Origin of the sequence: Paraburkholderia sp. BR14320 (assembly GCF_040948665.1) — a bacterium.
Classification (GTDB): domain Bacteria; phylum Pseudomonadota; class Gammaproteobacteria; order Burkholderiales; family Burkholderiaceae; genus Paraburkholderia; species Paraburkholderia youngii.
In genome coordinates this window covers 21,060-43,398 of record NZ_JBFPKG010000060.1, presented here as the reverse complement: position 1 = coordinate 43,398, position 22,339 = coordinate 21,060, and the positions used below count along the sequence as shown (strand labels likewise).

21 protein-coding genes are annotated in these 22,339 nt (G+C 63.8%); 6 read left to right on the top strand and 15 right to left on the bottom strand.

From position 1 onward, the window contains the following. On the top strand, nt 1-844 hold an 844-nt coding region (locus tag AB3X89_RS34010), incomplete at its 5' end, for an MFS transporter (RefSeq protein ID WP_368587174.1). A gap of 49 nt (nt 845-893) precedes the next feature. On the opposite strand, the gene AB3X89_RS34005 is transcribed toward AB3X89_RS34010, so the two are convergent. The 8 genes from AB3X89_RS34005 to AB3X89_RS33970 all read right to left on the bottom strand — a co-directional run bounded on the left by AB3X89_RS34005 (nt 894) and on the right by AB3X89_RS33970 (nt 8,569). Beyond that, entirely contained in the window at nt 894-1,625 is a 732-nt protein-coding gene (locus tag AB3X89_RS34005; protein WP_368587173.1) for a DUF2278 family protein, read from the bottom strand. 43 nt (nt 1,626-1,668) lie between these two features. Next, nucleotides 1,669-2,403 (bottom strand): alpha/beta fold hydrolase, encoded by a 735-nt coding sequence (locus tag AB3X89_RS34000; protein ID WP_368587172.1) that lies wholly within the window; start codon nt 2,401-2,403, stop codon nt 1,669-1,671. An 81-nt stretch (nt 2,404-2,484) separates the two neighbouring features. Then, the gene (locus AB3X89_RS33995) at nt 2,485-3,942 is read right to left on the bottom strand and encodes an aspartate aminotransferase family protein (protein WP_368587171.1); all 1,458 of its coding nucleotides are present in this window, start codon (nt 3,940-3,942) and stop codon (nt 2,485-2,487) included. A 49-nt stretch (nt 3,943-3,991) separates the two neighbouring features. Beyond that, the gene (locus AB3X89_RS33990; protein ID WP_368587170.1) at nt 3,992-5,326 is read right to left on the bottom strand and encodes a glutamine synthetase family protein; all 1,335 of its coding nucleotides are present in this window, start codon (nt 5,324-5,326) and stop codon (nt 3,992-3,994) included. 28 nt (nt 5,327-5,354) lie between these two features. Continuing rightward, nucleotides 5,355-6,128, bottom strand: a complete 774-nt coding sequence (locus AB3X89_RS33985) for a gamma-glutamyl-gamma-aminobutyrate hydrolase family protein (protein ID WP_368587169.1) — start codon at nt 6,126-6,128, stop codon at nt 5,355-5,357. Between the two features lie 268 nt (nt 6,129-6,396). Further along, nucleotides 6,397-6,618, bottom strand: coding sequence for a hypothetical protein (locus AB3X89_RS33980; protein ID WP_233853204.1), 222 nt, complete (start codon nt 6,616-6,618; stop codon nt 6,397-6,399). 246 nt (nt 6,619-6,864) lie between these two features. Then, nucleotides 6,865-7,884 carry a VTT domain-containing protein gene (locus AB3X89_RS33975; protein WP_368587168.1) on the bottom strand — a complete coding sequence of 340 codons (1,020 nt, stop codon included), beginning with the start codon at nt 7,882-7,884 and terminating at the stop codon, nt 6,865-6,867. Between the two features lie 268 nt (nt 7,885-8,152). After that, nucleotides 8,153-8,569: a cupin domain-containing protein gene (locus tag AB3X89_RS33970; protein ID WP_368587167.1), complete on the bottom strand. Its 417-nt coding sequence runs from the start codon at nt 8,567-8,569 to the stop codon at nt 8,153-8,155. 164 nt (nt 8,570-8,733) lie between these two features. Between AB3X89_RS33970 and AB3X89_RS33965 the strand changes: the two genes are divergently transcribed. Beyond that, on the top strand, nt 8,734-9,339 hold the full coding sequence (locus AB3X89_RS33965; protein WP_368587166.1) for a peroxidase-related enzyme: 606 nt from the start codon (nt 8,734-8,736) through the stop codon (nt 9,337-9,339). 42 nt (nt 9,340-9,381) lie between these two features. On the opposite strand, the gene AB3X89_RS33960 is transcribed toward AB3X89_RS33965, so the two are convergent. Both AB3X89_RS33960 and AB3X89_RS33955 read right to left on the bottom strand, forming a co-directional pair. Next, complete coding sequence (locus AB3X89_RS33960) at nt 9,382-10,662, bottom strand: MFS transporter (RefSeq protein WP_368587165.1); 1,281 nt, start codon at nt 10,660-10,662, stop codon at nt 9,382-9,384. Nucleotides 10,663-10,744: 82 nt separating this feature from the next. Next, nucleotides 10,745-11,692 carry a LysR substrate-binding domain-containing protein gene (locus AB3X89_RS33955; protein ID WP_368587164.1) on the bottom strand — a complete coding sequence of 316 codons (948 nt, stop codon included), beginning with the start codon at nt 11,690-11,692 and terminating at the stop codon, nt 10,745-10,747. 288 nt (nt 11,693-11,980) lie between these two features. Here AB3X89_RS33955 and AB3X89_RS33950 point away from each other — a divergent pair, with 288 nt between their 5' ends. After that, entirely contained in the window at nt 11,981-12,694 is a 714-nt protein-coding gene (locus tag AB3X89_RS33950; RefSeq protein ID WP_368587163.1) for a DUF899 domain-containing protein, read from the top strand. Nucleotides 12,695-12,721: 27 nt separating this feature from the next. On the opposite strand, the gene AB3X89_RS33945 is transcribed toward AB3X89_RS33950, so the two are convergent. Beyond that, nucleotides 12,722-14,695 carry a putative bifunctional diguanylate cyclase/phosphodiesterase gene (locus AB3X89_RS33945; RefSeq protein ID WP_368587162.1) on the bottom strand — a complete coding sequence of 658 codons (1,974 nt, stop codon included), beginning with the start codon at nt 14,693-14,695 and terminating at the stop codon, nt 12,722-12,724. A gap of 215 nt (nt 14,696-14,910) precedes the next feature. Next, nucleotides 14,911-15,306, bottom strand: a complete 396-nt coding sequence (locus AB3X89_RS33940) for a hypothetical protein (protein ID WP_368587161.1) — start codon at nt 15,304-15,306, stop codon at nt 14,911-14,913. Between the two features lie 350 nt (nt 15,307-15,656). Between AB3X89_RS33940 and AB3X89_RS33935 the strand changes: the two genes are divergently transcribed. Further along, a complete protein-coding gene (locus tag AB3X89_RS33935) occupies nt 15,657-15,935 on the top strand; it encodes an HU family DNA-binding protein (protein WP_013092091.1) in 279 nt (92 codons plus the stop codon). A gap of 245 nt (nt 15,936-16,180) precedes the next feature. Here the strand turns inward: AB3X89_RS33935 and AB3X89_RS33930 are convergent, their stop codons facing one another. The 3 genes from AB3X89_RS33930 to AB3X89_RS33920 all read right to left on the bottom strand — a co-directional run bounded on the left by AB3X89_RS33930 (nt 16,181) and on the right by AB3X89_RS33920 (nt 19,235). Next, complete coding sequence (locus AB3X89_RS33930; RefSeq protein ID WP_281374985.1) at nt 16,181-17,299, bottom strand: 3-deoxy-7-phosphoheptulonate synthase; 1,119 nt, start codon at nt 17,297-17,299, stop codon at nt 16,181-16,183. Between the two features lie 235 nt (nt 17,300-17,534). After that, entirely contained in the window at nt 17,535-18,314 is a 780-nt protein-coding gene (locus tag AB3X89_RS33925; protein ID WP_368587177.1) for a DUF72 domain-containing protein, read from the bottom strand. Nucleotides 18,315-18,497: 183 nt separating this feature from the next. After that, nucleotides 18,498-19,235, bottom strand: a complete 738-nt coding sequence (locus AB3X89_RS33920) for a TetR/AcrR family transcriptional regulator (protein WP_368587176.1) — start codon at nt 19,233-19,235, stop codon at nt 18,498-18,500. A 248-nt stretch (nt 19,236-19,483) separates the two neighbouring features. Here AB3X89_RS33920 and AB3X89_RS33915 point away from each other — a divergent pair, with 248 nt between their 5' ends. Together AB3X89_RS33915 and AB3X89_RS33910 are read left to right on the top strand one after the other, a co-directional pair. Next, nucleotides 19,484-20,665, top strand: coding sequence for an isovaleryl-CoA dehydrogenase (locus AB3X89_RS33915; protein ID WP_184225057.1), 1,182 nt, complete (start codon nt 19,484-19,486; stop codon nt 20,663-20,665). A gap of 50 nt (nt 20,666-20,715) precedes the next feature. Next, nucleotides 20,716-22,323: a carboxyl transferase domain-containing protein gene (locus AB3X89_RS33910; protein WP_368587160.1), complete on the top strand. Its 1,608-nt coding sequence runs from the start codon at nt 20,716-20,718 to the stop codon at nt 22,321-22,323. The last annotated feature ends 16 nt before the right edge of the window (nt 22,324-22,339 follow it).

Sequence of the window (22,339 nt, the reverse complement as noted above, 5' to 3'; positions counted from 1 at the left end):
CGCCGGGCAGGTGCTGCCGGTTTATGGCTGGCGCGGTCTGTTCGTCGCGGGTGGGGTGCTGCCGCTCGTGCTCGGCATCGTGCTCGTCGCCGCGCTGCCGGAATCGCCGCGCTTTATGGCGCGCCGTCCGCATCGCTGGCCCGAACTCGCGAAGCTGCTGCGGCGCATGGCGCGCGACGTGTCGGCCGATGCGAGCTTTACCGACGTGCGCGAACAAGGCGCCGAGAAACACGTCGGCTTCACCGCGCTGTTTCGCGACGGCCGTTCGCGGGACACCGTCGCGATCTGGGGCGCGTTCTTCATGTGCCTGCTCGCGGTATACGCGGTATTCAGCTGGCTGCCGTCGATGCTGACGAGCGAGGGTTTGAGCGTGTCGCTCGCGGGCTATGGCCTGAGCGCGTACAACCTCGGCGGCGTAATCGGCGCGGTGCTGTGCGCGCTGGCGATCGGGCGCTACGGCTCGCGCTGGCCGCTGCTGCTGTGCTGCGCGGGCGGCGTCGCGAGCGCATGGATGCTGCTCGGCGTCAGCGCGACGCGGCATACGGCGTTGATGATCGTCGGTCTCGGCTTGCACGGGCTGTTCGTCAATGCGGTGCAATCGACGATGTACGCGCTGTGCGCCTACGTTTATCCGACCGGCGTGCGAGCAACGGGCACCGCGTCGGCACTCGCGGTCGGCCGCGTCGGCGCGATTCTGAGCGCGTTCGCGGGCGCCGCGGTGATCACGGCCGGCGGCGCGTCGGGCTATCTGCTGATGCTCGGTATCGCGATGGTCGTCGTGCTGATCGCGCTGGCGGTAGTGCAGCGGCATATTCCGCGGCGAGGCGCCGCGACCGCGCGCTGATCGATGCGGCGGGGGCCGTCGCGATGCCCCGGCTTACGTAGCGACGCTATCAACCTCGTTGGATATAAACGGGCAATGCCACCGCATTCGCGGCCGGATCGCCGGCCGCATCGGTCGGCAAATATTGCGTCTGGAACGCGGTAAACATCGCGGCAAATCCATCGGCGCGCTGCACGATCACTGCGCCGTCCTGGAACGCGCCGTTTTCGTTGTAGTGCGGCCCTCGCGGATTGCCCTGATTCATGTGGGTTTCGTGAAGACCGTCCTTCTTCGGCAGAAACAGAAAGCCGAACCCATAGACGACGATGCCTGCGGTCGTCGGTGTCCAGAAATCGCGGTTATGCAACTGACCGCCGCCGTTGTCGTAAGGCAGGCTTTGCGACGGCTTGCTTTCGTCGATGGTCAGGATTTCGTCGATGATGTCGTTGACGTCGGCGCGATTGCCGTTCTGATCTTCGTAGGGGACTGGCCGCATGCGGTGAATGTCGAGCAGGCTGCTGTCCTGGAAGTAATCGAGCCGCGGAAAGCCGCTGGTGTAGAGGCCGAGGTTCAGGGCCTGCAGTTTCGCGGTGAGCGGATCGGCGAAGTTCAGATCGGCATAGAAGTACACGTCGTCGTTACCGCTTGCGCCCGGTTGCGTCGACGCCGAATTGACGACGATATTGAACGGCGTGTTGTCGTTGCCAGTCACCGTAATCACATAGTGCGGACTGCCCACGTACGAATCTTTGAAAGGCGCCGCGCGCAGCAGTTTTCCCTTGAACATGCAGTATTCGTTCATGACTGAATGACCTTGTCGAAGTTGACGAAAGGAAAGCGAAAGATCAACGAGCCGCTTCGAACCCGGCTGCCCACCGGGCCCATTCGACCAGCACTTCGGTCACATCGTCGGGCCGCTCCATCGTGCACATGTGACCGCTTCGTTCGATCACGCGAAGCTTCGAGCCGCGAATCTGCGCGTGCATCTCCTCGTGACGCGCCAACGGACTCCATTTGTCATCGCGGCCGCACACGATCATCGTTGGGCACGCGATGTCGCGAAGCAGCGCCGTCGCATCCGGACGATCCAGCAATGCGCGGATCTGCGCCGCGAATTTATCTGGCGTGCTTCGCTCGATCATGTCGAGCACCGCCTCGTAGACGGGCTCATCGTGGCGATCGGCGTTGACCATGCCGGGCGCCCACTCGTTGCCCATCGCGCGCATGCCTTTCGTGCGCGCGAGTTCGAGCAGCCTCAGCCGCTGCGCGCGCTCGCTTTCGCCGGCCTCGCCGGCGGGCCGCGGCGTGCAGCCGGTGTCGAGCAACGCGAGCCCGGCGACGCGTTGCGTTGCGAGCCGGAACACTTCGAGTGCGACCCGTCCTCCCATCGAATGACCCGCGACCAGCAGGCGGTCTCCCGAAACCGACTCGAGCACGTGTTCGGCCATCGCGCCGAGCGAGTCGCGCATGCCGTAGTCGGGCACGAAGCAGTCGCCGATCGCGCCAAGCGCGCCGCGCTGATCGGCCCACACTGCGTCATCGCAGAGCAGTCCAGGGAGCAAAACGATGTGGTGGGTCATGGGTGGGTCCTGTGATGCGTTGAACGGATAAAAGAAATGACACACTGTACGACGCGATCGTCGCATGCTCATTCATCCGCTTTACCATAGCATGCCCATCTGCCGCGCGGTCGCATCGATCGCCGCTTTTGCCTTCGCGACGATTTCGTCGATTTCCGGCCGGCTGATCACGAGCGGAGGCGACAGCAACATCCGGTCGCCGCTCGCGCGCATGATCAGATTGCCGTTGAAGCAGAAGTCGCGGCATAGCGCGCCGACATCGCCGCCATTGGCAAAGCGCTTGCGCTCGAGCGGCTTCTCGGCGAGTTGCACGCCCGCCACGAGGCCCGCGCCGCTGATCTCGCCAACGACAGGATGAGCGGCGAAGGTCTCACGCAGTCTCTTCTGAAAATACGGACCGGTATCCGCTTTGACGCGTTCGACGATCTTCTCGTCGCGCAGCAGTTTCAGATTGGCAACCGCGACGGCCGCCGCGACCGGATGCCCGGAGTAGGTCAGGCCATGATTGAAGTCGCCGTTGTCGATCAGTGCGCGGGCGATGCGATCATGCAGGCCGACCGCTCCCATCGGCACGTAACCGCTCGTGAGTCCCTTCGCGAGCGTGATCAGGTCCGGCTCGAAGCCGAAGTGCTGATGCGCGAACCATTCGCCGGTTCGGCCGAAGCCGCCGATTACTTCGTCCGCGACGAGCAGCACGTCGTACTCGCGGCAAATGCGCTCGATTTCCGGCCAATAAGTGTCGGCCGGAAAGATCACGCCGCCCGCTCCCTGGAAAGGCTCACCGATAAACGCGGCGACATTGTCGGCACCGAGTTCGAGAATTTTCGCTTCCAGCTGCCGCGCACGAGCGAGCGCGAATTCTTCCGGCGTCTGACCGCTTGCCGCTTCGCCGAAGAAATAAGGCTGATCGATATGCATGATGTTCTCGACTTTCGACGGCATCTGTTCATGCATATACGCCATGCCGCCGAGCGTGCCGCCCGCGATCGTCGACCCGTGATAAGCGTTCTTGCGCGCGATGACGAACTTCTTCGCGCTCTGGCGTTGCGTCGCCCAGTATTGATGGACGATGCGCAGTACGGTGTCGTTGCCTTCCGAACCGCTGTTGCAGTAGAAGAAGTGATTGAATGGCGCGGGCGCCAGCTCGGCGAGCAGCGCCGACAGTTCGATCACCGGCGGATGCGTCGTCTTGAAGAACGTGTTGTAGTACGGCAGTTCCTGCATCTGCCGGAAGGCGGCGTCGGCGAGTTCATGGCGTCCGTAGCCGACGTTCACGCACCACAGTCCCGCCATGCCGTCGATGATCTTGTTGCCGTCCGAGTCCCACAGGTACACGCCTTGCGCCTTGACGATCACGCGAGAGCCCGCGCGATTGAGCGAGCCCATATCCGAGAACGGGTGGATGTGATGCGCGGCATCGAGTGCGCGGTATTCGGCGGTGCTGCGCGACGTGGCTTGCGAGGTCAGCGTGTCTATCGCGGCGCCAAGCTGCGGTGCATCCTTTTCCGCGTACATTACGTCGTCAGTCTTATAGCTCATACTGCCTCCGTCTTTTCAAGGTTCTCATTGACCGATTGACCATCGGCACTCACACGTGCAGCAGCAAATGCCGGCGTTCCCACGAACTGATCACGCGGAAGAACGCTTCGTATTCGGTCTCTTTCAACGCGAGATACGCGCGGACGAACTGCTCGCCGAGTACTTCGGCAATCGGCTCGCATGCACTCATCAACGTCAGACCCTCTTCGAGATTGCGCGGTAATTGATAAGGCAATGCATAGCCGTCGCTCGCCAGCGGATCGGTCGGGGCGAGCCGCTGCGTGATGCCGAGATAGCCGGCGGCCAGGGTCGCGGCAATCGCCAGATACGGATTGCAATCGACACCCGGAATACGGTTCTCGATGCGGCGCGCGACCGGCGTCGAATGCGGAATGCGAAAGCCCACCGTGCGATTGTCGTAACCCCACGCGACGTTGATCGGCGCGGCCATGAAACGCGACAGACGCCGGTACGAGTTGATGTACGGCGCGAAGATCGGCATCAGCGCCGGCGTGTATTTCTGCAAGCCGGCGATATAGCCGCTGAAAAGCGACGTCGGCTCACCGTCCGCGGCGGTAAACAGGTTGCGGCCGGTTTCCATATCGACGAGGCTCTGATGCATGTGCATCGCCGAGCCCGGCTCTCCTTCCATCGGCTTCGCCATGAAGGTCGCGTACATCTTGTGGCGCAACGCCGCTTCGCGCACGGTGCGCTTGAATAGAAACACGCTGTCCGCGAGTTTGAGCGGATCGCCATGCATGAAATTGATTTCCATCTGCGCGGCGCCGACTTCGTGTATCAGCGTGTCGACTTCGAGTTCCTGCACGTCGCAGTACGCGTAGATGTCTTCGAACAGCGGATCGAATTCGTTGACCGCTTCGATCGAATACGCCTGGCGTCCGGTTTCCGCGCGACCCGTACGTCCGACCGGCGGTTGCAGCGGCAGGTCGGGATCGCGGTTCATATCGACTAAATAGAACTCGAGCTCCGGCGCGATCACGGGTTTCCAGCCGCGCGCCTTGTATAGATCGAGCACGCGGCGCAACACGCAGCGCGGCGAGATTTCGACCGGCGTGCCGTCGAAATGAACGCAGTCGTGGATCACCTGCGCGGTCGGGTCGACTGCCCACGGAATCATCCGGATCGTGCTCGCGTCGGGGACGCACACCATGTCGGGATCGGTGACGCCGGTCAGCGAATCGCTTTGCGGATAGTCGCCGGTCACGGTCTGAATCATCACCGCCTGCGGCAGACGCATCGATTCGCCCGACTCGAACTTGCTGCGCGGAATGATCTTGCCGCGCGCGATGCCGGCCATGTCCGGAATAATTGCTTCGATTTCGGTGACGTGATGCTTTTTCAGAAAATCGTCGATGTCATGCATGATTGTTCTCTCTGTTTTGATCCGCAACCTAGGTCACGCGTGCAGGGTTTCGTGTGTTCATGCGCTCGCGACAGGCGTCGCCGAACGCGCGAAATATCGCGGTCGATAACGCGTCGTCCGCGTGTCTCCATTCCGGATGCCATTGCACGCCGAGCGCGAATGCGCGGGCGTCGCTGACGCTGATTGCTTCGATCAGGCCGTCCGCCGCGAGTGCTTCGACCTGGAGGCCTGCGCCGAGTCGCGCAATGCCCTGAGCGTGCAATGAATTCACCCGCGCTTCGTGGGCGCCGCCCGCAAGGCGCTGCAACATGCCACCGCGCGTCAGCACGATCGAATGCGACGTGGCGTATTGCACGTCGAGCGAGTCGTCCTTGTTCTCGCGATGGTCGTTCAGCCCGCCGACCGCATGAATGCTTTGATGCAAGGTGCCGCCGAATGCCACGTTCATTTCCTGCAAACCGCGGCAGATGGCGAGAACCGGTACGCCCGCCGCAACCGCCGCGCGGATTAGGGGAAGCGTGGTTGCATCGCGCGCAGGGTCGTGCAATGTATCGGGCTCGCTCGAGGCGCCGCCGTAACGGTGCGGCTCGACGTTCGAATAGCTGCCGGTGAATAGCAAGCCGTCGACGGCGGCGAGCACATCGTCGCTGCACTGGCGTTCGCCGAAAGCCGGTACCAGCATCGCAAGCGCGTGCGAGCCCTCGACGATCGCGGCGATGTACTTTTCACCGGCGACGTGCGATGGATGAGCGCCGAGCATCGTTCTATCGGCGGTGATTCCTACTATTGGTTGGTTTCGCATAACGAATAGGCGTGTCGATCCCACGCCGCACACCACGTGAACAGCGTTAAATAGCGCGCGCGACGAAATGGGAAATCGCGAAGGCGAGCCGACGCCAGAGCGAATCCGCGCAATCACGCGCAGCGCTAATCAGATTAGAAGCGGTTCGATTGAATCCGTCGCGATGCGCGGCAATCAGTCAGCGCCGCGCGAACGCAAGCAGACAGCTCGCGAAAACGCGTGCAAACGGACGAATCGAACAGCGAAAAGAGACTTAAGAAGAGAGGCGCTACGGCAGCAGCGAAGCGACTTCGTCTGTGCGCACCGCGATGAACGCGCGTGCGGAGAGGACGTTGCGGCGTCGAACGGAGCGACGCGACAGAACTGTGATGACGGACAGAAAGCGGCGAAACGCAAGGCTGCCGTTGCTGCCGTCGGCGCTGGCGCCGTCAGCGCAAATACAACGCGCCTGACTGCGATTCCAATTCACCAAAGGGCCTCGGACTCTCACGATGACACTCGACTGGCATAGTTGAGGGTATTGAACGGTCTGTTTCCAATCCAGAGCGGATATTGAAGAAACAGGACGCGGGTTGAGCGAGAAGAAACGGTACTAAACGGTAAAGGCTTAATTCGCAGCGCCGCTCACGCGATCTCCCAATAGCTAGGATATACGAGCTAAAAATGCAGTCAATTTATTTTTGTTTTTGGCAAAACGGCATCAAGCGTGATGCCGTGTGCTTGGTCTGCTATTCGCTCACTCCGCGAGGCGAGCGCGCACCGTGTATTCGCCTTCGTTGCCCTTGTCTTCGAGCATGTGCGCCATCGCCGTATTGAAGTCGGGTGGCAGTGGTTCGACTGGATAGCCGCGCTTTTCCCATGCGTCGAGTCCGCCCTTAAGGGCTCGCACATGATGAATGTTCTTGCGATGCAATTGCCTGACGATGCGCTTCGCGGTCGCTTCGTTCGGACACACGCAATAGACGACGATCGGCCGCTTCAGATACTCCGGATGAATCGGATCGGGCGATTCCAGATCGAGCGGCCGTGCGCCGGCAATGCGATGCGATTCCTTTTCGCGCACGGAATGCGGGCGCGCGTCGAGAATCAGCGGCGGTTCGTTCGACTTCATCATCGCGTCGAGCTGATCGGGCGAAATGCGCGCATGCGCAAGCCAGCGGCGAAACTGCAAACGGCGCAGCCAGCGATACAGCAGAACCGCCGCGAAGATCACCGCGAACGTATCGAAGATCGTGCCGCCGTTGCGCCGCACGAACAGCATCAATTGGACGATCTCATCGTGCAAAGCGGCCCCGCCGATGATCCAGACGCTCGCCCACAGCGCCGCACCGACCATGTCCCACAACAAGAACACGCCGACGCCGATCGCGGTCGTGCCGAGTAGCGGCGCGGAAATCAGGCCGAGACCGGGCAGGAACTTCGCGACCGTCAGAATCGGCGCGCCATGGCGCTCATAGGTATTGCGCGCGACGCGCACCGTGGTGTCCAGCGACAGCGAGAAGCGCACGAGGTAATTGAGCAGACGGCGGCCATACGCGCGTCCGGTAAAAAACCACAGCGAGTCGGCGATCAGCGTCGCACCGACCGCCGCGCAGATCATGTTGATGTACGAGGCTTCGCCCACCGCGGCCATCGTTCCCGCGAGAATCAGCATCGGCGCGGCCGGAATCGGCATGCCGAGCTGCGTGACGAGCACGCTCATGAAGACGGCCCACACGCCCGCAGACGGTGGAATAGCGACCGGGAAATGCCACACAACCGCGCTCCTGATAAGCCAGATAAAGGGAAAAGAATCGTCTGCGCCGAGGCCGATACGAGCCTCTAGCGACGCGAAAGACGGATTTAAGCACAGGTGGCGAGTCGGCGTTATGAAAGTGCGCCGACGAAGTGGCGCGCGAGCGACGAATGCGCATGGCGAACCGCCATGCCGCGTGCTTGCGCCGCGCGGCAAGTGGATCAACGCGGACTGAGCAGCGGGATTTGCCTCGCTTCAGGCGAGGCGGTCCAAAAAGCGGCCTGTCGCCTTACGCATCCTCGGAGGGATCATAGGGCACCACGCGCTCATGCTCGTCCGCGTGATTGCGCGCGACGATCGCGCGCGCCGCGGCGTTCGCATCGAGATTGAACGGCTGATGCGGCACGCCGGGCGGAATGAACAGGAAGTCGCCCGGCTCGGTGATGACCGACTCGCGCAGGCCCGGGCCATAGCGCGTCTCGATCTTGCCTTCGAGCATATAGATCGCGGTTTCGTAGTCGGCGTGATAGTGCGGCTGCGCATGGCCGCCGGGCGGGACCACGACCATATACATCGACAGTCCGGTGGCACCCGCGGTGCCCGACGAAATGCCGACGAAATAGGGCAACCGCTGCATCGTCGCCATTTCCCGTTCCGGGCGCACCTTGATCACTGGGGCCCGCGCGTCGTGCCTGACGTTTGACATGGTCGCTCCTTTCGTCGCCGCCGTGCCGGGCGGCTTCATGCATGCCGAACTGAAAGTCTAGACGATTCGGGCGGCAATATCGGACCTGGTGAAGCGCGGGCGACCGCCAAAACGCGTTGCTACAATGATCGGCATACCCCCGACCAAGATCACGGAGACAGCGCATGGCCACGCTTCAGCCCATCAGCCGCTACCCGGTCCCCGAGCCGAGCGAGTGGCCCGAAGACATCAGCGCCCGCATTCTCGAAGTGCAGGACAAAGCCGGCTTCGTGCCGAACGTGTTTCTGACGCTCGCGCATCGGCCCGATGAATTTCGCGCGTTCTTCGCTTATCACGATGCGTTGATGCTGAAAGAGGGCGGTCTCACCAAAGGCGAGCGCGAGATGATCGTGGTCGCGACGAGCGCGGTCAACGATTGCCTTTACTGCGTGGTCGCGCACGGCGCGATTCTGCGCATTTACGAGAAAGCGCCGCTGCTCGCGGACCAGGTTGCGGTCAATCATCGCAAGGCCGACATCACCGAGCGCCAGAAGGCGATGCTCGATTTCGCGCTGAAGGTGTGCCGCGCGTCCGGCACGGTCGACGAAGAAGACTTCCAGACGCTGCGCGGCCACGGCTTCACCGATGAAGACATTTGGGACATCGCGGCAATCACCGCGTTTTTCGGCCTATCGAACCGGATGGCGAATGTGATCTCGATGCGTCCGAACGACGAGTTCTATCTGATGGGGCGCGTGCCGAAAGCCGCCGCGGATGCGCCGAAGAAGTAGCCGCGACCGGCATTGCTTCAGCGTCTCTAGCGGCGATCTGCATCACGCCTGCGCGGGACGCGGCGCATGCCGCGCGGGCGTCGTCACCGCCGTGTCGTCGATCGGGAAATGCAGCAGCGCTGCAAGCAATCCAGCGGCGACCGTCGCTACCCAGATCAGCGAGTACGAGCCCGTCAGATCGAACACGAGGCCACCGAGCCACGCGCCGAGAAACGAGCCGATTTGATGGCTCAGAAAGCACACGCCGAACAGGCTGCCGAGGTGACGCGTGCCGAACACCTTGGCGACGAGCCCGCTCGTCAGCGGCACGGTTCCGAGCCACGTCAGACCCATCACGGCCGCGAAAATCACCACGGACACCGCGCTTTTCGGCAGCGCGAAGAACGTGGCGATCGTCGCGCTGCGAATCAGATAAAGCCAGCCGAGCACATGATGCTGGCGGAACCGGCCGCCGAGCCAACCGCATGCCCAACTGCCCGCCATATTGAACAGGCCGATCAGCGCAAGCGCGGTGGCGCCCAGCCCGATCGGCATATGACACAGCGTCAGATACGCGGGCAGATGCGTCGCGATGAACGCAAGCTGGAAGCCGCAGGTGAAGAAGCCGAGCGTCAGCAGGCGGTAGCCGCGATGGCGCGTCGCTTGTGACAGAACTTCGCGCAACGGCGTTGCGGGCGCGTCGTCGAACCGGGCCTGGCCCGCCGCCTGTATCTGCGCGCGACGGTCGAGCACGATGCCGAGCGGCGCGATCAGCAGCATCACGAACGCGAGCACGAATAGCGAGGTCGCGATGCCCGCGTGCAGCCGGATGCCTTGCACGAGCGGCACCATCAGCACCTGCCCGGCGGAGCCGCCGGCGCTGACGAGGCCCATTGCGACGCTGCGCTTCTCCGGCGACGCGATGCGGCCGACTGCCGGCAACACCACGCCGAAGGTCGTGCAACTGACGCCGATGCCGACCAGCAGCCCCATGCCGATCACCAGCAGCGCGCCGCTCGGCGCGACCGCCGACAGCGCGAGGCCGGCCGCGAACGTCGAAGCGCCGAACGCGACCACCGGCGCCGAGCCGTAGCGATCGGCGGCCGCGCCCGCGAACGGCTGCGCGAAGCCCCACACGAGGTTGTGCAGCGCGATCGCGAAGGCGATCAGCGTGACCGGCAGACCGCGGTCGAACGAGAACGGGCCGATGAACAGGCCGAAGGTCTGACGGATGCCCATCGCGGCGCTCAGGATCAGCGCGGCGGCGACGATCACGATCGTCGCGGTGGCGGTCGTCGCTGGAGCGAGGGCGGGGCTGGGTTGCGTGGGGCGGGTGGTCGACATGGCGGCTTCTCCTTGGCCACCATCGTCGCAGCCCGCCGCGTGGCCGGCAAAGGAAAAGATTTCGACGACAGGTGAACGCCGCTCACCTGTGCGCTGCCAGGTCGCCGTCCGCGGCCGCGCCGGTTTGCGCGTCGAAAGCCGCCGCCTCGTCGACTAACCAGCGCCTGAAATCGGCGAGCTCGGGGCGCCGGATCGCGCTGTCCGCATTCTCCGCGCTGACCAGCCAGTACGCGGTGGCGGATGCGATGGTGGGCGCGCAAGCCTCGACCAGCGCGCCGCTCGCCAGATCGCCATCGACAAGCGGCTTGCGGCCGAGCGCGACGCCGAGGCCCATACTGGCCGCTTCGAAGGCGAGCTGGATCGTGTCGACGTGCAAGCCGCCGTCCATATCGATGCCGCCGGTGCAGGTCGCATCGAGCCACGCCTGCCAGTCTTCACTGGCGGCGTTCACGTGAATCAGCGTCGCGCGTCGCAGGCTCGGGACGCCCTGCTCGTCGCGCAGCGTCGCTACGTAGGCGGGGCTGCACACCGGCACGAAACGCTCGCCGAACAGGCGCGTCCATGCGGTGCCGGCGACCGGCGCGCGGCTCATGCGGATCGCGAAATCGAAACCGTCGACCGGAAAACCGACCTGGCGACGCGACGTATCCACGCTCACGTTGATGTTCGGCCAGCGCGCGCGAAAACCCGCGAGGCGCGGCAGCAGCCAGCGCGACGCGAAGGTCGGCGCGCAACTGAGCGTGATCGACCGCTCCGCGCGGTGATGGGGCAGACGCTGTGTGCCGATCGCGATCAGCGAAAACGCCTCGGACACGTACGACAGATAATCCGCGCCAACCGCCGTCAGCGAGATGCCGCGCGGCTCGCGCACGAACAGCTCGACGCCGAGCGCTTCCTCGAGTCCGACGATGCCATGACTGATCGCGCTCGGCGTGACGTTCAGCTCGGCGGCGGCGAGCTTGAAACTTTGATGCCTGCCGGCCGCTTCGAAAAAACGCAGCGCGGGCAGGGGTGGCAGACGAAGCGGCATGGGCGTTCCCCAAGGCGGCCGCGTCATGCGTGGCGCGCGTGCCGCGTGGTGTTGGCGGGTGTAATGGGTGTGCTGTTTGGCGCAAGCATACCTTGCGGTGGCGCCTCGCGAGTGCGTTGCCGAACCGCCGGCAATACCGCCGCAAAAGGCTGCCGCTTAAAAATCATCGCTGGGCCTGTCGATTTTCCGCGGTCTCATTCGTCGTCGCTTGTAGGAAGGGTGGCAATGCACAGGCAGCCGCCCGTCTTCCGTCCGTTTTTCGCACGACTTCTCACAAGGAGATGGCTGATGAACGACGCAAACACATCGATGCATACGCTAAAACCGGCCCGCGAACTGGCCGACCTGCCTCAACGCTTTCCCGGCGAGAGCGCCGAATACCGACGCGCGCGCAACGCGTTGCTCGCCGAGGAGATCGAGCTGCGCCGCCAGATCGAGCGCGTCGCCGCGCAGCGCCGCGCGCTGCCGGCGGGCGGCATCGTGCCTGAGGATTACCGCTTCGACGGCGAAGCGGGCCCGGTCACGCTATCGCAGATGTTCGGCGCGCACGACACACTGGTGACCTACAACTGGATGTTCGGACCGCAACGCGCGCGGCCGTGCCCGATGTGCACGTCGCTATTGAGTGCGTGGGACGGCGAAATGCCCGATATCCTGCAGCGCGTCGCGTTCGTGGTGATCGGCCGCTCGCCGATCGACAGACTCGTCGCGTTCAAGCAGGAGCGCGGCTGGCGGCATCTGCGGCTCTATTCGTCGGGCGGCAATACGTTCAATCGCGATTACGCAGCCGAAGATCCCGCCGGCGACGACGTTCCCGCGCTCAACGTATTCACGCGCGCGGGCGGCGTCGTGCGGCACTTCTGGGCCGAGGAGATGGGGCCATCGACTTCGGACCCCGGCCAAGACCCGCGCGGCGCGCCCGATCTGATGCCGCTATGGACAATCCTCGACATGACCCCCGGCGGCCGCGGCACCGACTGGTATCCGAAGCTGGCGTACTGAGCGGCGCTGCCATGCAGCGTTCGAGCGCTACGAATGCGTCTCCGCCGCATGGCTTTGCGCGAGCGCGGTCCACAGGAACGTGCCAACCGCGCTTGCCCGCATCGGCAGGCTGAACAGATAGCCTTGCACCGCGCGCGCGCCGAGCGCCTTCACGACCTGGGCCTGCAACGGCGTTTCGAGTCCTTCCACCACGCATTCGAGTCCGAGGTTGCGGCACAGGTCGATCACGGATTTGATGATCTTCTTCGACGCGCTGTTGGTATCGACGTCGGAGACGAAGCTGCGATCGATCTTGATCGCGTCGAATGGCAAGCGGTGCACGTAGCTGAGGCTCGAATAGCCGGTGCCGAAATCGTCGAGCGACATGCGGCAGCCAGCCTGCTTCAGCATCGTCATCGCACTGTGCGCCTGCTCGAAATCGCGCGTCAATGCGGTTTCGGTGATTTCGAACGTCACGCGATGCGGCGACACGCCGCTTGCCGCGACGATGTCGATCAGGCGGCGGGCGCGTGCCGAGGTCGAGATATCGATCGCGGACAGGTTGAACGACAGATACAGATCGGCCGGCCATTGTGCGACTTCGGCGAGCGCCTGGCGCAGCAGCACATCGGTGATGCCGAGAATCAGCTCGGTACGCTCCGCGATCCGAATGAATTCCTCCGGCCTGACCATGCCGAGCCGCGCGTTATGCCATCGCCCGAGCGCTTCGAGGCCGATCGGCCGGTGGGTGAGCAGATCGTAGATCGGCTGGAACTCGAGGAACAGCTCCGCTTCGAGGTCCGCGTGGCGCAACTCCTGGGTGACGAGGCTTAGGCGCCGCATCTGCGTTTCGTGTTCGGTCGAGAAAATCACCGGCATGCCGCGGCGGTTTTCCTTGCCGACATAGAGCGCGGCGTCGGCGCGTTCGAACACCTGCGCGACCGTCGTGCCCGCGTCGGGAAACGCGGCCCAGCCGATCGTGCCCGACAGCTCCGCGACATTGTCGGCGACCTGGTAAGGCTTGCTGAGCGCGTCGCAGATCCGCTGCCCCAATTCGACCAGCGCTTCGTTCGACATCTTGTGACGCACGAGCACGCCGAATTCATCGCCGCCCAGACGCGCGAACATCAGGCCCGTCTCGCTGATCGACACCAGCCGCGTGCCGACTTCCTGCAGCACGAGATCGCCGCTCGCGTGACCATATATGTCGTTGACCTGCTTGAAGCCGTCGAGATCGATGAGCCCGACGTTGAAGCCGCCGCCGGTTTCGAGCGCCTGATCCAGGATCGCGCTCAGCGCCGCGAAATAGCTGCGCCGGTTCGGCAGGCCGGTCAGACTGTCGATGTTAGCGAGCCGGTAGTTGTCGTCGCTGAGCCGTTGGGTGTTGTGCTGGCTTGCCTGCAATTCGCGTTGCGCTTGCACCGCGTCCGCAAACGTACGGCAGTAAAGCTGGATGACCACCGCGAGCGCGACGCCGACCAGCGTCATGTCGACGGCCATCGCGAAGAACACCGGCGAGCCGCTGGACACGAGGAACCCCGAGAAGCTCAGGATGACGATGCAAAGCAGCAGAAGCGCGGCCTTGCGCAGATGGATCAGGCAGAACATGCTGCCGACCAGCGTCGTTGCCATATAGAACGCGACCTGCGCCTGCTGGTACGCACCGCCGTACGGGAACAACAGCAGCGACCAGCCGCTGAACGCGACGCCGAACAGGCCGACGATCCACGTCACGCCGCGCAATTCGCGGACCACCTGGGCGTCCGTCATCGTCCGGTTGCGTTTGCGCCACCAGCGCACGCAGCGAAGCACACACAGCGCGGCGAGCGCGCCGGGCATATACATCGACAGCCAGGCCGGCGCGCTGTCCAGATGCGTCGCCGCGACCGCCGCCGTGTTGACGAGCAGGATGAAGTAGAGAAGCGGTACCTGGCGGCTGAACGCGTGCAAGCGCGCACGCATCAGCGCACGGTCACCGTCGGCGACCGACAGTACCTTCTTCAGTCTTGCGAGCCAAACCATCACCGTCCTTTTAAACGTTTGCGCGCTAAACGCAGCTGTTTATATCGGCGCGAAGCCGATTAACTTGAGCGTTCCGGGAGGTAAAGCGCATCGCAGCCAGGGGTCCCTTAACCCGACGGCATGTTTACGAATCTTCGTGCGGTAAGTACTACCTGGCGGCGCCGGGAGCAGACGTTTGTGCCGGATGCCGATGGCGGTCTCTCGACGAAAGCTGCCTATCGCGCATGCTCAAAGTTTGGACACGACAGCACCCGCTGCGGCGGCATGGCAGTAGCTGGCTGGCCGGCTGGCGCAGGGGTGCCTCGCGGCGCTGACGAGACGAGCCGGACCGCGTCGGCGCCCGCATTCGCGAGCACGTATTTTTCCGGGCTGTCGTCCGGCTGCCAGTACGCGCGAAACACGTCGCCGTCGCTGAACACGAGCAGCTTGCCGTGCACCGTTGTTCCGCCGCCGACGAAGTCGACCGGTTCGCCGTCGCGTAGCAAAAAGCCCTGCGTGGCACTCGAACTGGTTGCGCCGACGAGGGTCGCGCACGCGTTGTCGCTGGCCGCCGCAGCCGCCGATGACAACGCGGAAAGCAGTGCGCATGTTGCAAAGTGGCGAATTCTCACTTTTTTATGTCTTGCCGAAAGTTTTCTTATCACGTGTTTCGCAAATAGCGCTCCCGCGCTTCGCGAAAAGGGCTATCGTCATCGGGAAGGCCGCGCAGGCTCGCGTAACGCGACCTAAAGTACTGAAATTGCAACGGATTGTGATGCGCGGCGAACGCGGATAAATCGGCGCGCACGCATAAGCCCGCGATTCTTATGGCAGTTTGCGACGGAAAAACGTCAAACCGGCGCTCCGGCCTTGATACAAGCCTTACACCAAGGGTTTGCGCGAAGGTGCGCCTATGCGTTAGTGTGTCGGTCCCGGCGCCTTAGAGTGGCGCCGGTTCCATGATTACCATACGGGAAGTGCTATGAACAAACAGGAACTGATTGATGCAGTCGCCGCAGCGACGGGCGAAAGCAAAGCGGCAACCGGCCAAACCATCGACGCGATCGTCGAGGCAGTGACCAAGGCCGTGGTGAGCGGCGATACGGTGCAACTGGTCGGTTTCGGTTCGTTCTCGACCGGCGCGCGCGCAGCACGCGTGGGCCGCAATCCGTCGACGGGCGAAGAAATCCAGATCGCCGCGGCCAAGACGGTGAAGTTCACCGCGGGCAAGGCGTTCAAGGAAGCCGTCAACGCGTCGTAAGCAACGCGCTTCACGCCGGAGCATTCGCGGTGCGCTTTGCAGCTTTCTGTGAGGCGCACGCGTGAATGATGCGATAGGCGTGAGGTTCACGCGCCGCCCAACCCGGCCAGGCGGTTTGCCTGGCAGCTGGCGCGGCGCGTGTGCCTGGTTCCTTGGACCAGGCGTTGTCGTCCTCGATCGGTCCAGATCGGGTCGCGAGCGGAGCTGTCGCCGAACCGCGGTCGCGCGGTTAGTGTGTTGCGCTGTCAGCCGGCGCGGCGCTTGCGGGTTGCCTCGGCGAGGGTGGCGAGCACCGGTTCGGTCTGCGCCCAGCTCACGCAGGCATCCGTGATTGACACGCCGTAACGCAGCGGCACACCGGCCTTCAGATCCTGACGGCCTTCTTCCAGATGACTTTCGAGCATCACACCGATGATGCGGCCTTCGCGCGCCGACAGTTGCCGCGCGATATCGTCCGCAACCTCGATTTGCCGCAGATGCGACTTGTTCGAGTTCGCATGCGAGCAGTCGATCATCACCTGTTCGCGCAGACCGGCTGAACGCAGCGCTTCACAGGTCGCCTGCACCGACGCGCTGTCGTAGTTCGGTCCTTTCTTGCCGCCGCGCAGGATCACGTGCGCGTCGTCGTTGCCGCGCGTTTCGAAGATCGCGGCCATACCCATTTTCGTCATGCCCATGAACGCGTGGCTCGCACGCGCCGCGACGATCGCATCGGCGGCGATCTGCACGCCGCCGTCGGTGCCGTTCTTGAAACCGATCGGGCAGCTCAGTCCCGACGCAAGCTGACGATGACTCTGGCTCTCGGTCGTGCGCGCGCCGATCGCACCCCACGCGATCAGATCGGCGATGTATTGCGGGCTCAGCAGGTCGAGGAATTCGGTCGCGGTGGCGAGACCCAGACCGTTGATATCGAGCAGCAACTGCCGCGCGCGACGCAGCCCTTCGTTGATGCGGAAGCTGCCGTCCAGACGCGGATCGTTGATATAGCCTTTCCAGCCCACCGTCGTGCGCGGCTTCTCGAAGTACACGCGCATCACGATCAGCAGATCGTCGCGGTAGTGATCGGCGGCGGCCTTCAGCTTGCGCGCGTATTCGATCGCCTGGTCGTGGTCGTGAATCGAACAGGGGCCGACGATCATCACGAGCCGGTCGTCGCGGCCGTGCAGAATGTCGGCGATTTCGACGCGGGTCTTCTCGACCAGCGTCTGCACCGCGGGCGGCACGGGCAGTTCGTCCTGCAGCAGCGCCGGCGAGATCAGCGGACGGACCGCGCCGATGCGCACGTCGTCGATGCGCGTGGTGTCCTGGGTGGCGTCGGCCGAGCCGACTTCCTGATCGTGCAGGGGATTGTCGAGGGCGCTCAAGATGTTCTCCGCAATCGGTTGATGAGGCGGTCTTGCCGCCTGACTATGCGAGCGCCGCCGCGACGTGGGCGCGCGGGCGCTGCGTGGGTTTGACGTGGACCGTGCGGGCTGGCTGCGTGCCTCGCGCGAGCTTCGACGCAAGGTGTTTGCGTCGGCTTCACGCGACGCCGGCGCGACCGCGCACGGATGCGCTGGCGCGATTATGACACCCGCGCCGGCCTGGCGGTAGGCGGATTCAGAGCTTGTTGATCAACGCCATCGCGGCGGCAGGATTGCGCTCCTTGAAGCCGCTGATCACATACAGATAGACGTCGCGCTTCGCTGCTGTCGCGGGCGGCTCGGCGCAGGTTTGCAGATCGTCCGGCGTGGTGCCCGCCGCGAGCTGGCGCACGCGTTCGGCCCATGCGTCGAGCTCTTTCGTCGAATAACCTTTGGCTCGCTTCTCGCTCGTGCCCATGATGCGCGCGTACACGAACGGCGCGGTGATGTCGGCGATCTGTGGGTACTCGCTGTCGGCCGCGAGCACGACCGCGACCTTGTACTTGCGCGCCAGCGCGATGAACTCCGGTGTCCTGAACGAATCGTGACGAACCTCCACCGCATGCCGCAGCTTCTGTCCTTCGATGCTCGCGGGCAGCAGCTTCAGAAAGGACTCGAAATCGTCGGCGTCGAATTTCTTGGTCGGCGCGAACTGCCAGTTGACCGGTCCGAGCTTCTGTTTGAGCAACAGCACACCGCTTGCGAAGAAGCGCTCGATCGTGTCGCCGGCATCGGCCAACACCTTGCGGTTGGTCGCGTAACGCGGCGCCTTCAGAGAGAAGACGAAATCGTCGGGGGTTTCCTGAAACCACTTTTCGTAGCTGGCCGGTTTCTGCAAACCATAGAACGTGCCGTTGATTTCGATCGACGTCAGATGCCGGCTCGCATATTCGAGTTCGCGGCTTTGCGTGAGGTCTTCCGGATAAAACGGGCCGCGCCATGGCGCGTAGGTCCAGCCGCCGATGCCGATGCGAATGCGTGCGGCGGACGCGGACTTCGACGGCGCTCCGGTTGATTTTTTCGTTGGCGCTTTCGTTGCGGCTTTCGGCTTGCCGCCGCGTTCTTCGCCGGACTTGTTGCTTTGCTTGCTGCTTTCCTTCGCGCTTTTCGCTGCGGGCACTTGGGCTCTCCTTCGGGCTGCGGCGGGAAAGCTCGTAGATTAGCCGCTTTTTTCGCGGTGCGCGGCGCTGGCTTCGTCGAAACGGCGGCTCGCCGCCGCCACTTCCACGCGAAAACGCTGCAATGCACTGAGCGCAAGATCGGGGGGCGTCAGCGCGGCCCACAGCACGTCGATCAGCTGATCGGCGGTGGCCTCGATATCGATCTGCCGGTTCGCGAGCGTCGCGTCCCACAGCACGTGTTCCATCGGGCCGAACACCATCGAGCGCAACAGTCGCAGCGGCATGTCGGCGCGGATTTCGCCGCTTTGCTGGCCTTGCGCGAGCACGCGCATCAACGGCGCGGTGTAGCGGCGCTGCAACTCGGTCAGCGCTTCGCCCAGTTCGTGATGCCGCGCGCGACCTTCGGACAGCACGAGTGCGCACAGGTCGGTGCCGTTTACGAGCATCAGACGCAGATGCATGCGCACGATGAAAGCGAACTGCTGGCGCACGTCGCCGTCGCGCGGCAGGCCCGCTTCGATCGCGTCGATGATCTCGTCGTACCAATCGCCGATGACCCGGGCGCACAACTCGCGCTTGCCGCGAAAGTAGCTGAACACCGTCGCCTCGGAAATGCCGAGGCGCTGTGCGATTTCCGCGGTCGTCGCGCGTTCGTAGCCCTTTTCGGAAAACACGTCGCGTCCCGCCTGAAGTATCTCCTTCACGCGCTGCTGCGACTTGCGTCCGGCCGGCTGGCGACGCGAGACAGGTAATCCGGCCTTCTCGGCAACCGTCATATGAGTCAGATTCAGATTTTCGATGCACATTGGGGGAAAACCGGCGTTCGAATGCCGCGTATATGCCCGATTAACGCGATCGTAGCACTGAATAGGCGTGCTGGCGCGTGTTTGCAAATTTTCTGAGTAAAGCTCAAAAATACCTATTGACGCTTACGTCAATCTGGCGTGAAATGCGCCATGACATGTTTTCGCGTGCCGCTTCGCGTTCCGTTCAGCGGCCGCTCACGAACTCAGGAGACACCGCAATGCCCAATCTGCCCGGTTTGCAGTTCCCGCTCGGCGAAGAGATCGAAATGCTGCGCGACAGCATTGCGTCGTTCGCCGCCAAAGAAATCGCGCCGCGCGCCGGAGAAATCGATCGCACCGATCAGTTTCCGATGGACCTGTGGCGCAAGTTCGGCGACCTCGGCGTGCTCGGCATGACGGTTTCCGAAGAGTACGGCGGCGCGAACATGGGCTACACCGCGCACATGGTCGCGATGGAAGAAATCTCGCGGGCGTCGGCATCGGTCGGCCTGTCGTACGGCGCGCATTCGAATCTGTGCGTGAACCAGATTCATCGCAACGGCACAGAAGCGCAAAAGCGCAAGTATCTGCCGAAGCTCGTATCGGGCGAGCACGTCGGCGCGCTTGCGATGAGCGAGCCGAACGCAGGCTCGGACGTGGTCAGCATGAAGCTGCGCGCCGAGAAGAAGGGCGATCGCTACGTGCTGAACGGCACCAAGATGTGGATCACCAACGGCCCCGACTGCGACACGCTGGTCGTCTATGCGAAGACCGATCCCGAAGCGAATTCACGCGGCATTACCGCGTTCATCGTCGAGAAGGGCATGAAGGGTTTCTCGGTCGCGCAGAAGCTCGACAAGCTCGGCATGCGCGGCTCGCACACCGGCGAGCTGGTGTTCCAGGACGTCGAAGTGCCGGAGGAAAACATCCTTGGGGCATTGAATGGCGGCGTCAAAGTGCTGATGAGCGGTCTCGACTACGAGCGCGCGGTGCTCGCGGGCGGCCCCACCGGCATCATGGTCGCGGTGATGGACGCGGTGGTGCCGTATATCCACGACCGCAAGCAGTTCGGCCAGTCGATCGGCGAGTTCCAGCTGATCCAGGGCAAGGTCGCCGATCTGTACACGACCTTGCAGGCATGCCGCGCGTATCTGTACGCGGTGGGCCGCCAACTCGACACGCTCGGCAACGACCACGTGCGCCAGGTCCGTAAGGACTGCGCGGGCGTGATCCTGTACACGGCGGAGAAAGCCACGTGGATGGCCGGCGAGGCGATCCAGATTCTCGGCGGCAACGGTTATATCAACGAGTATCCGGTCGGCCGTCTGTGGCGCGATGCGAAGCTCTATGAAATCGGCGCGGGCACCAGCGAGATCCGTCGCATGCTGATCGGCCGGGAGCTGTTTGCCGAAACGCTGTGACGCATGCGCGTGAGCCCTAACAACAGGCGGCACTTTGGAGAAGCCACGTCATGCCGATCATCGAATCAAAACTGAACCCGCGCTCGGACGACTTCCGCGCGAACGCGGCGGCGCTCGAAGCGCTGGTCGCCGATCTGCGCGCGAAGATCGAGCAGCTCGCGCAGGGCGGTGGCCAGGCCGCGCGCGACAAGCACACGGGCCGCGGCAAGCTGCTGCCGCGTGACCGGATCGCATACCTGCTGGATCCGGGCACGCCTTTCCTCGAACTGTCGCAGCTGGCCGCGTACGGCATGTACAACGACGACGCGCCGGGCGCGGGCGTGATCACCGGCATCGGCCGCATCGCGGGGCAGGAGTGCGTGATCGTCTGCAACGACGCGACCGTGAAGGGCGGCACCTACTACCCGGTCACCGTGAAGAAGCATGTGCGCGCGCAGGAAATCGCCAGTGAGAACCGCTTGCCGTGCGTGTACCTCGTCGACTCGGGCGGCGCGAATCTGCCGAATCAGGACGACGTGTTTCCCGATCGCGATCACTTCGGCCGGATCTTCTACAACCAGGCGAATCTGTCGGCGGCGGGCATTCCGCAGATCGCCGTCGTGATGGGCTCGTGCACCGCGGGCGGCGCGTATGTGCCGGCGATGAGCGACGAGTCGATCATCGTCAAGAACCAGGGGACGATTTTTCTCGGCGGCCCGCCGCTCGTCAAAGCCGCGACTGGTGAAGTGGTCAGCGCCGAAGATCTCGGCGGCGGCGACGTGCATACGCGTCTGTCGGGCGTCGTCGATCATCTCGCGCAGAACGATGCGCATGCGCTCGGGATCGCGCGCAGCATCGTCGGCAATCTGAATCGCGTCAAGCCGGCGCCGCTCGCGTTGCAGGAGCCGAAGCCGCCGCGCTACGACACGCACAGCATCTACGGCGTGATTCCGGTCGATACGCGCAAGCCGTTCGATATCCGCGAGGTGATCGCGCGCATCGTCGACGATTCCGCGTTGGACGAATTCAAGGCGCGCTACGGCACGACGCTCGTGACCGGCTTCGCGCATATCTGGGGGCACCCGGTCGGCATCGTCGCGAACAACGGCATTCTGTTTTCGGAGTCGGCGTTAAAGGGCACGCACTTCATCGAGCTGTGCTGCCAGCGCAAGATTCCGCTCGTGTTCCTGCAGAACATCACCGGCTTCATGGTCGGCCGCAAGTACGAAAACGAAGGCATCGCGCGGAACGGCGCGAAGATGGTGACGGCCGTTGCGACCGCGAAGGTGCCGAAGTTCACGGTGATCATCGGCGGCTCGTTCGGCGCGGGCAACTATGGGATGTGCGGCCGCGCGTATTCGCCGCGCTTTCTGTGGATGTGGCCGAACGCGCGCATCTCGGTGATGGGTGGCGAGCAGGCGGCGTCGGTGCTCGCCACGGTCAAGCGCGACGGCATCGAAGCGAAGGGCGGCACCTGGAGCGCGGAGGAAGAAGAGGCGTTCAAGCAGCCGATTCGCGAGCAATACGAGCATCAGGGGCATCCGTACTACGCGAGCGCGCGGTTGTGGGACGACGGCGTGATCGACCCGGCGCAGACCCGCGACGTGCTCGGCCTTGGCCTGTCGGCGGCGATGAATGCGCCGATCGAAGACACGCGCTTCGGCGTATTCAGAATGTGACGGCGCGCGGCGCCGC

Excerpts from the sequence above, each read along its gene's own strand:
- AB3X89_RS34005 (WP_368587173.1), bottom strand. The coding sequence starts at position 1,625 with ATGAACGAATACTGCATGTTCAAGGGAAAACTGCTGCGCGCGGCGCCT.
- AB3X89_RS34000 (WP_368587172.1), bottom strand. The coding sequence starts at position 2,403 with ATGACCCACCACATCGTTTTGCTCCCTGGACTGCTCTGCGATGACGCA.
- AB3X89_RS33995 (WP_368587171.1), bottom strand. The coding sequence starts at position 3,942 with ATGAGCTATAAGACTGACGACGTAATGTACGCGGAAAAGGATGCACCG.
- AB3X89_RS33990 (WP_368587170.1), bottom strand. The coding sequence starts at position 5,326 with ATGCATGACATCGACGATTTTCTGAAAAAGCATCACGTCACCGAAATC.
- AB3X89_RS33985 (WP_368587169.1), bottom strand. The coding sequence starts at position 6,128 with ATGCGAAACCAACCAATAGTAGGAATCACCGCCGATAGAACGATGCTC.
- AB3X89_RS33970 (WP_368587167.1), bottom strand. The coding sequence starts at position 8,569 with ATGTCAAACGTCAGGCACGACGCGCGGGCCCCAGTGATCAAGGTGCGC.
- AB3X89_RS33965 (WP_368587166.1), top strand. The coding sequence starts at position 8,734 with ATGGCCACGCTTCAGCCCATCAGCCGCTACCCGGTCCCCGAGCCGAGC.
- AB3X89_RS33960 (WP_368587165.1), bottom strand. The coding sequence starts at position 10,662 with ATGTCGACCACCCGCCCCACGCAACCCAGCCCCGCCCTCGCTCCAGCG.
- AB3X89_RS33955 (WP_368587164.1), bottom strand. The coding sequence starts at position 11,692 with ATGCCGCTTCGTCTGCCACCCCTGCCCGCGCTGCGTTTTTTCGAAGCG.
- AB3X89_RS33950 (WP_368587163.1), top strand. The coding sequence starts at position 11,981 with ATGAACGACGCAAACACATCGATGCATACGCTAAAACCGGCCCGCGAA.
- AB3X89_RS33945 (WP_368587162.1), bottom strand. The coding sequence starts at position 14,695 with ATGGTTTGGCTCGCAAGACTGAAGAAGGTACTGTCGGTCGCCGACGGT.
- AB3X89_RS33935 (WP_013092091.1), top strand. The coding sequence starts at position 15,657 with ATGAACAAACAGGAACTGATTGATGCAGTCGCCGCAGCGACGGGCGAA.
- AB3X89_RS33920 (WP_368587176.1), bottom strand. The coding sequence starts at position 19,235 with ATGACGGTTGCCGAGAAGGCCGGATTACCTGTCTCGCGTCGCCAGCCG.
- AB3X89_RS33915 (WP_184225057.1), top strand. The coding sequence starts at position 19,484 with ATGCCCAATCTGCCCGGTTTGCAGTTCCCGCTCGGCGAAGAGATCGAA.
- AB3X89_RS33910 (WP_368587160.1), top strand. The coding sequence starts at position 20,716 with ATGCCGATCATCGAATCAAAACTGAACCCGCGCTCGGACGACTTCCGC.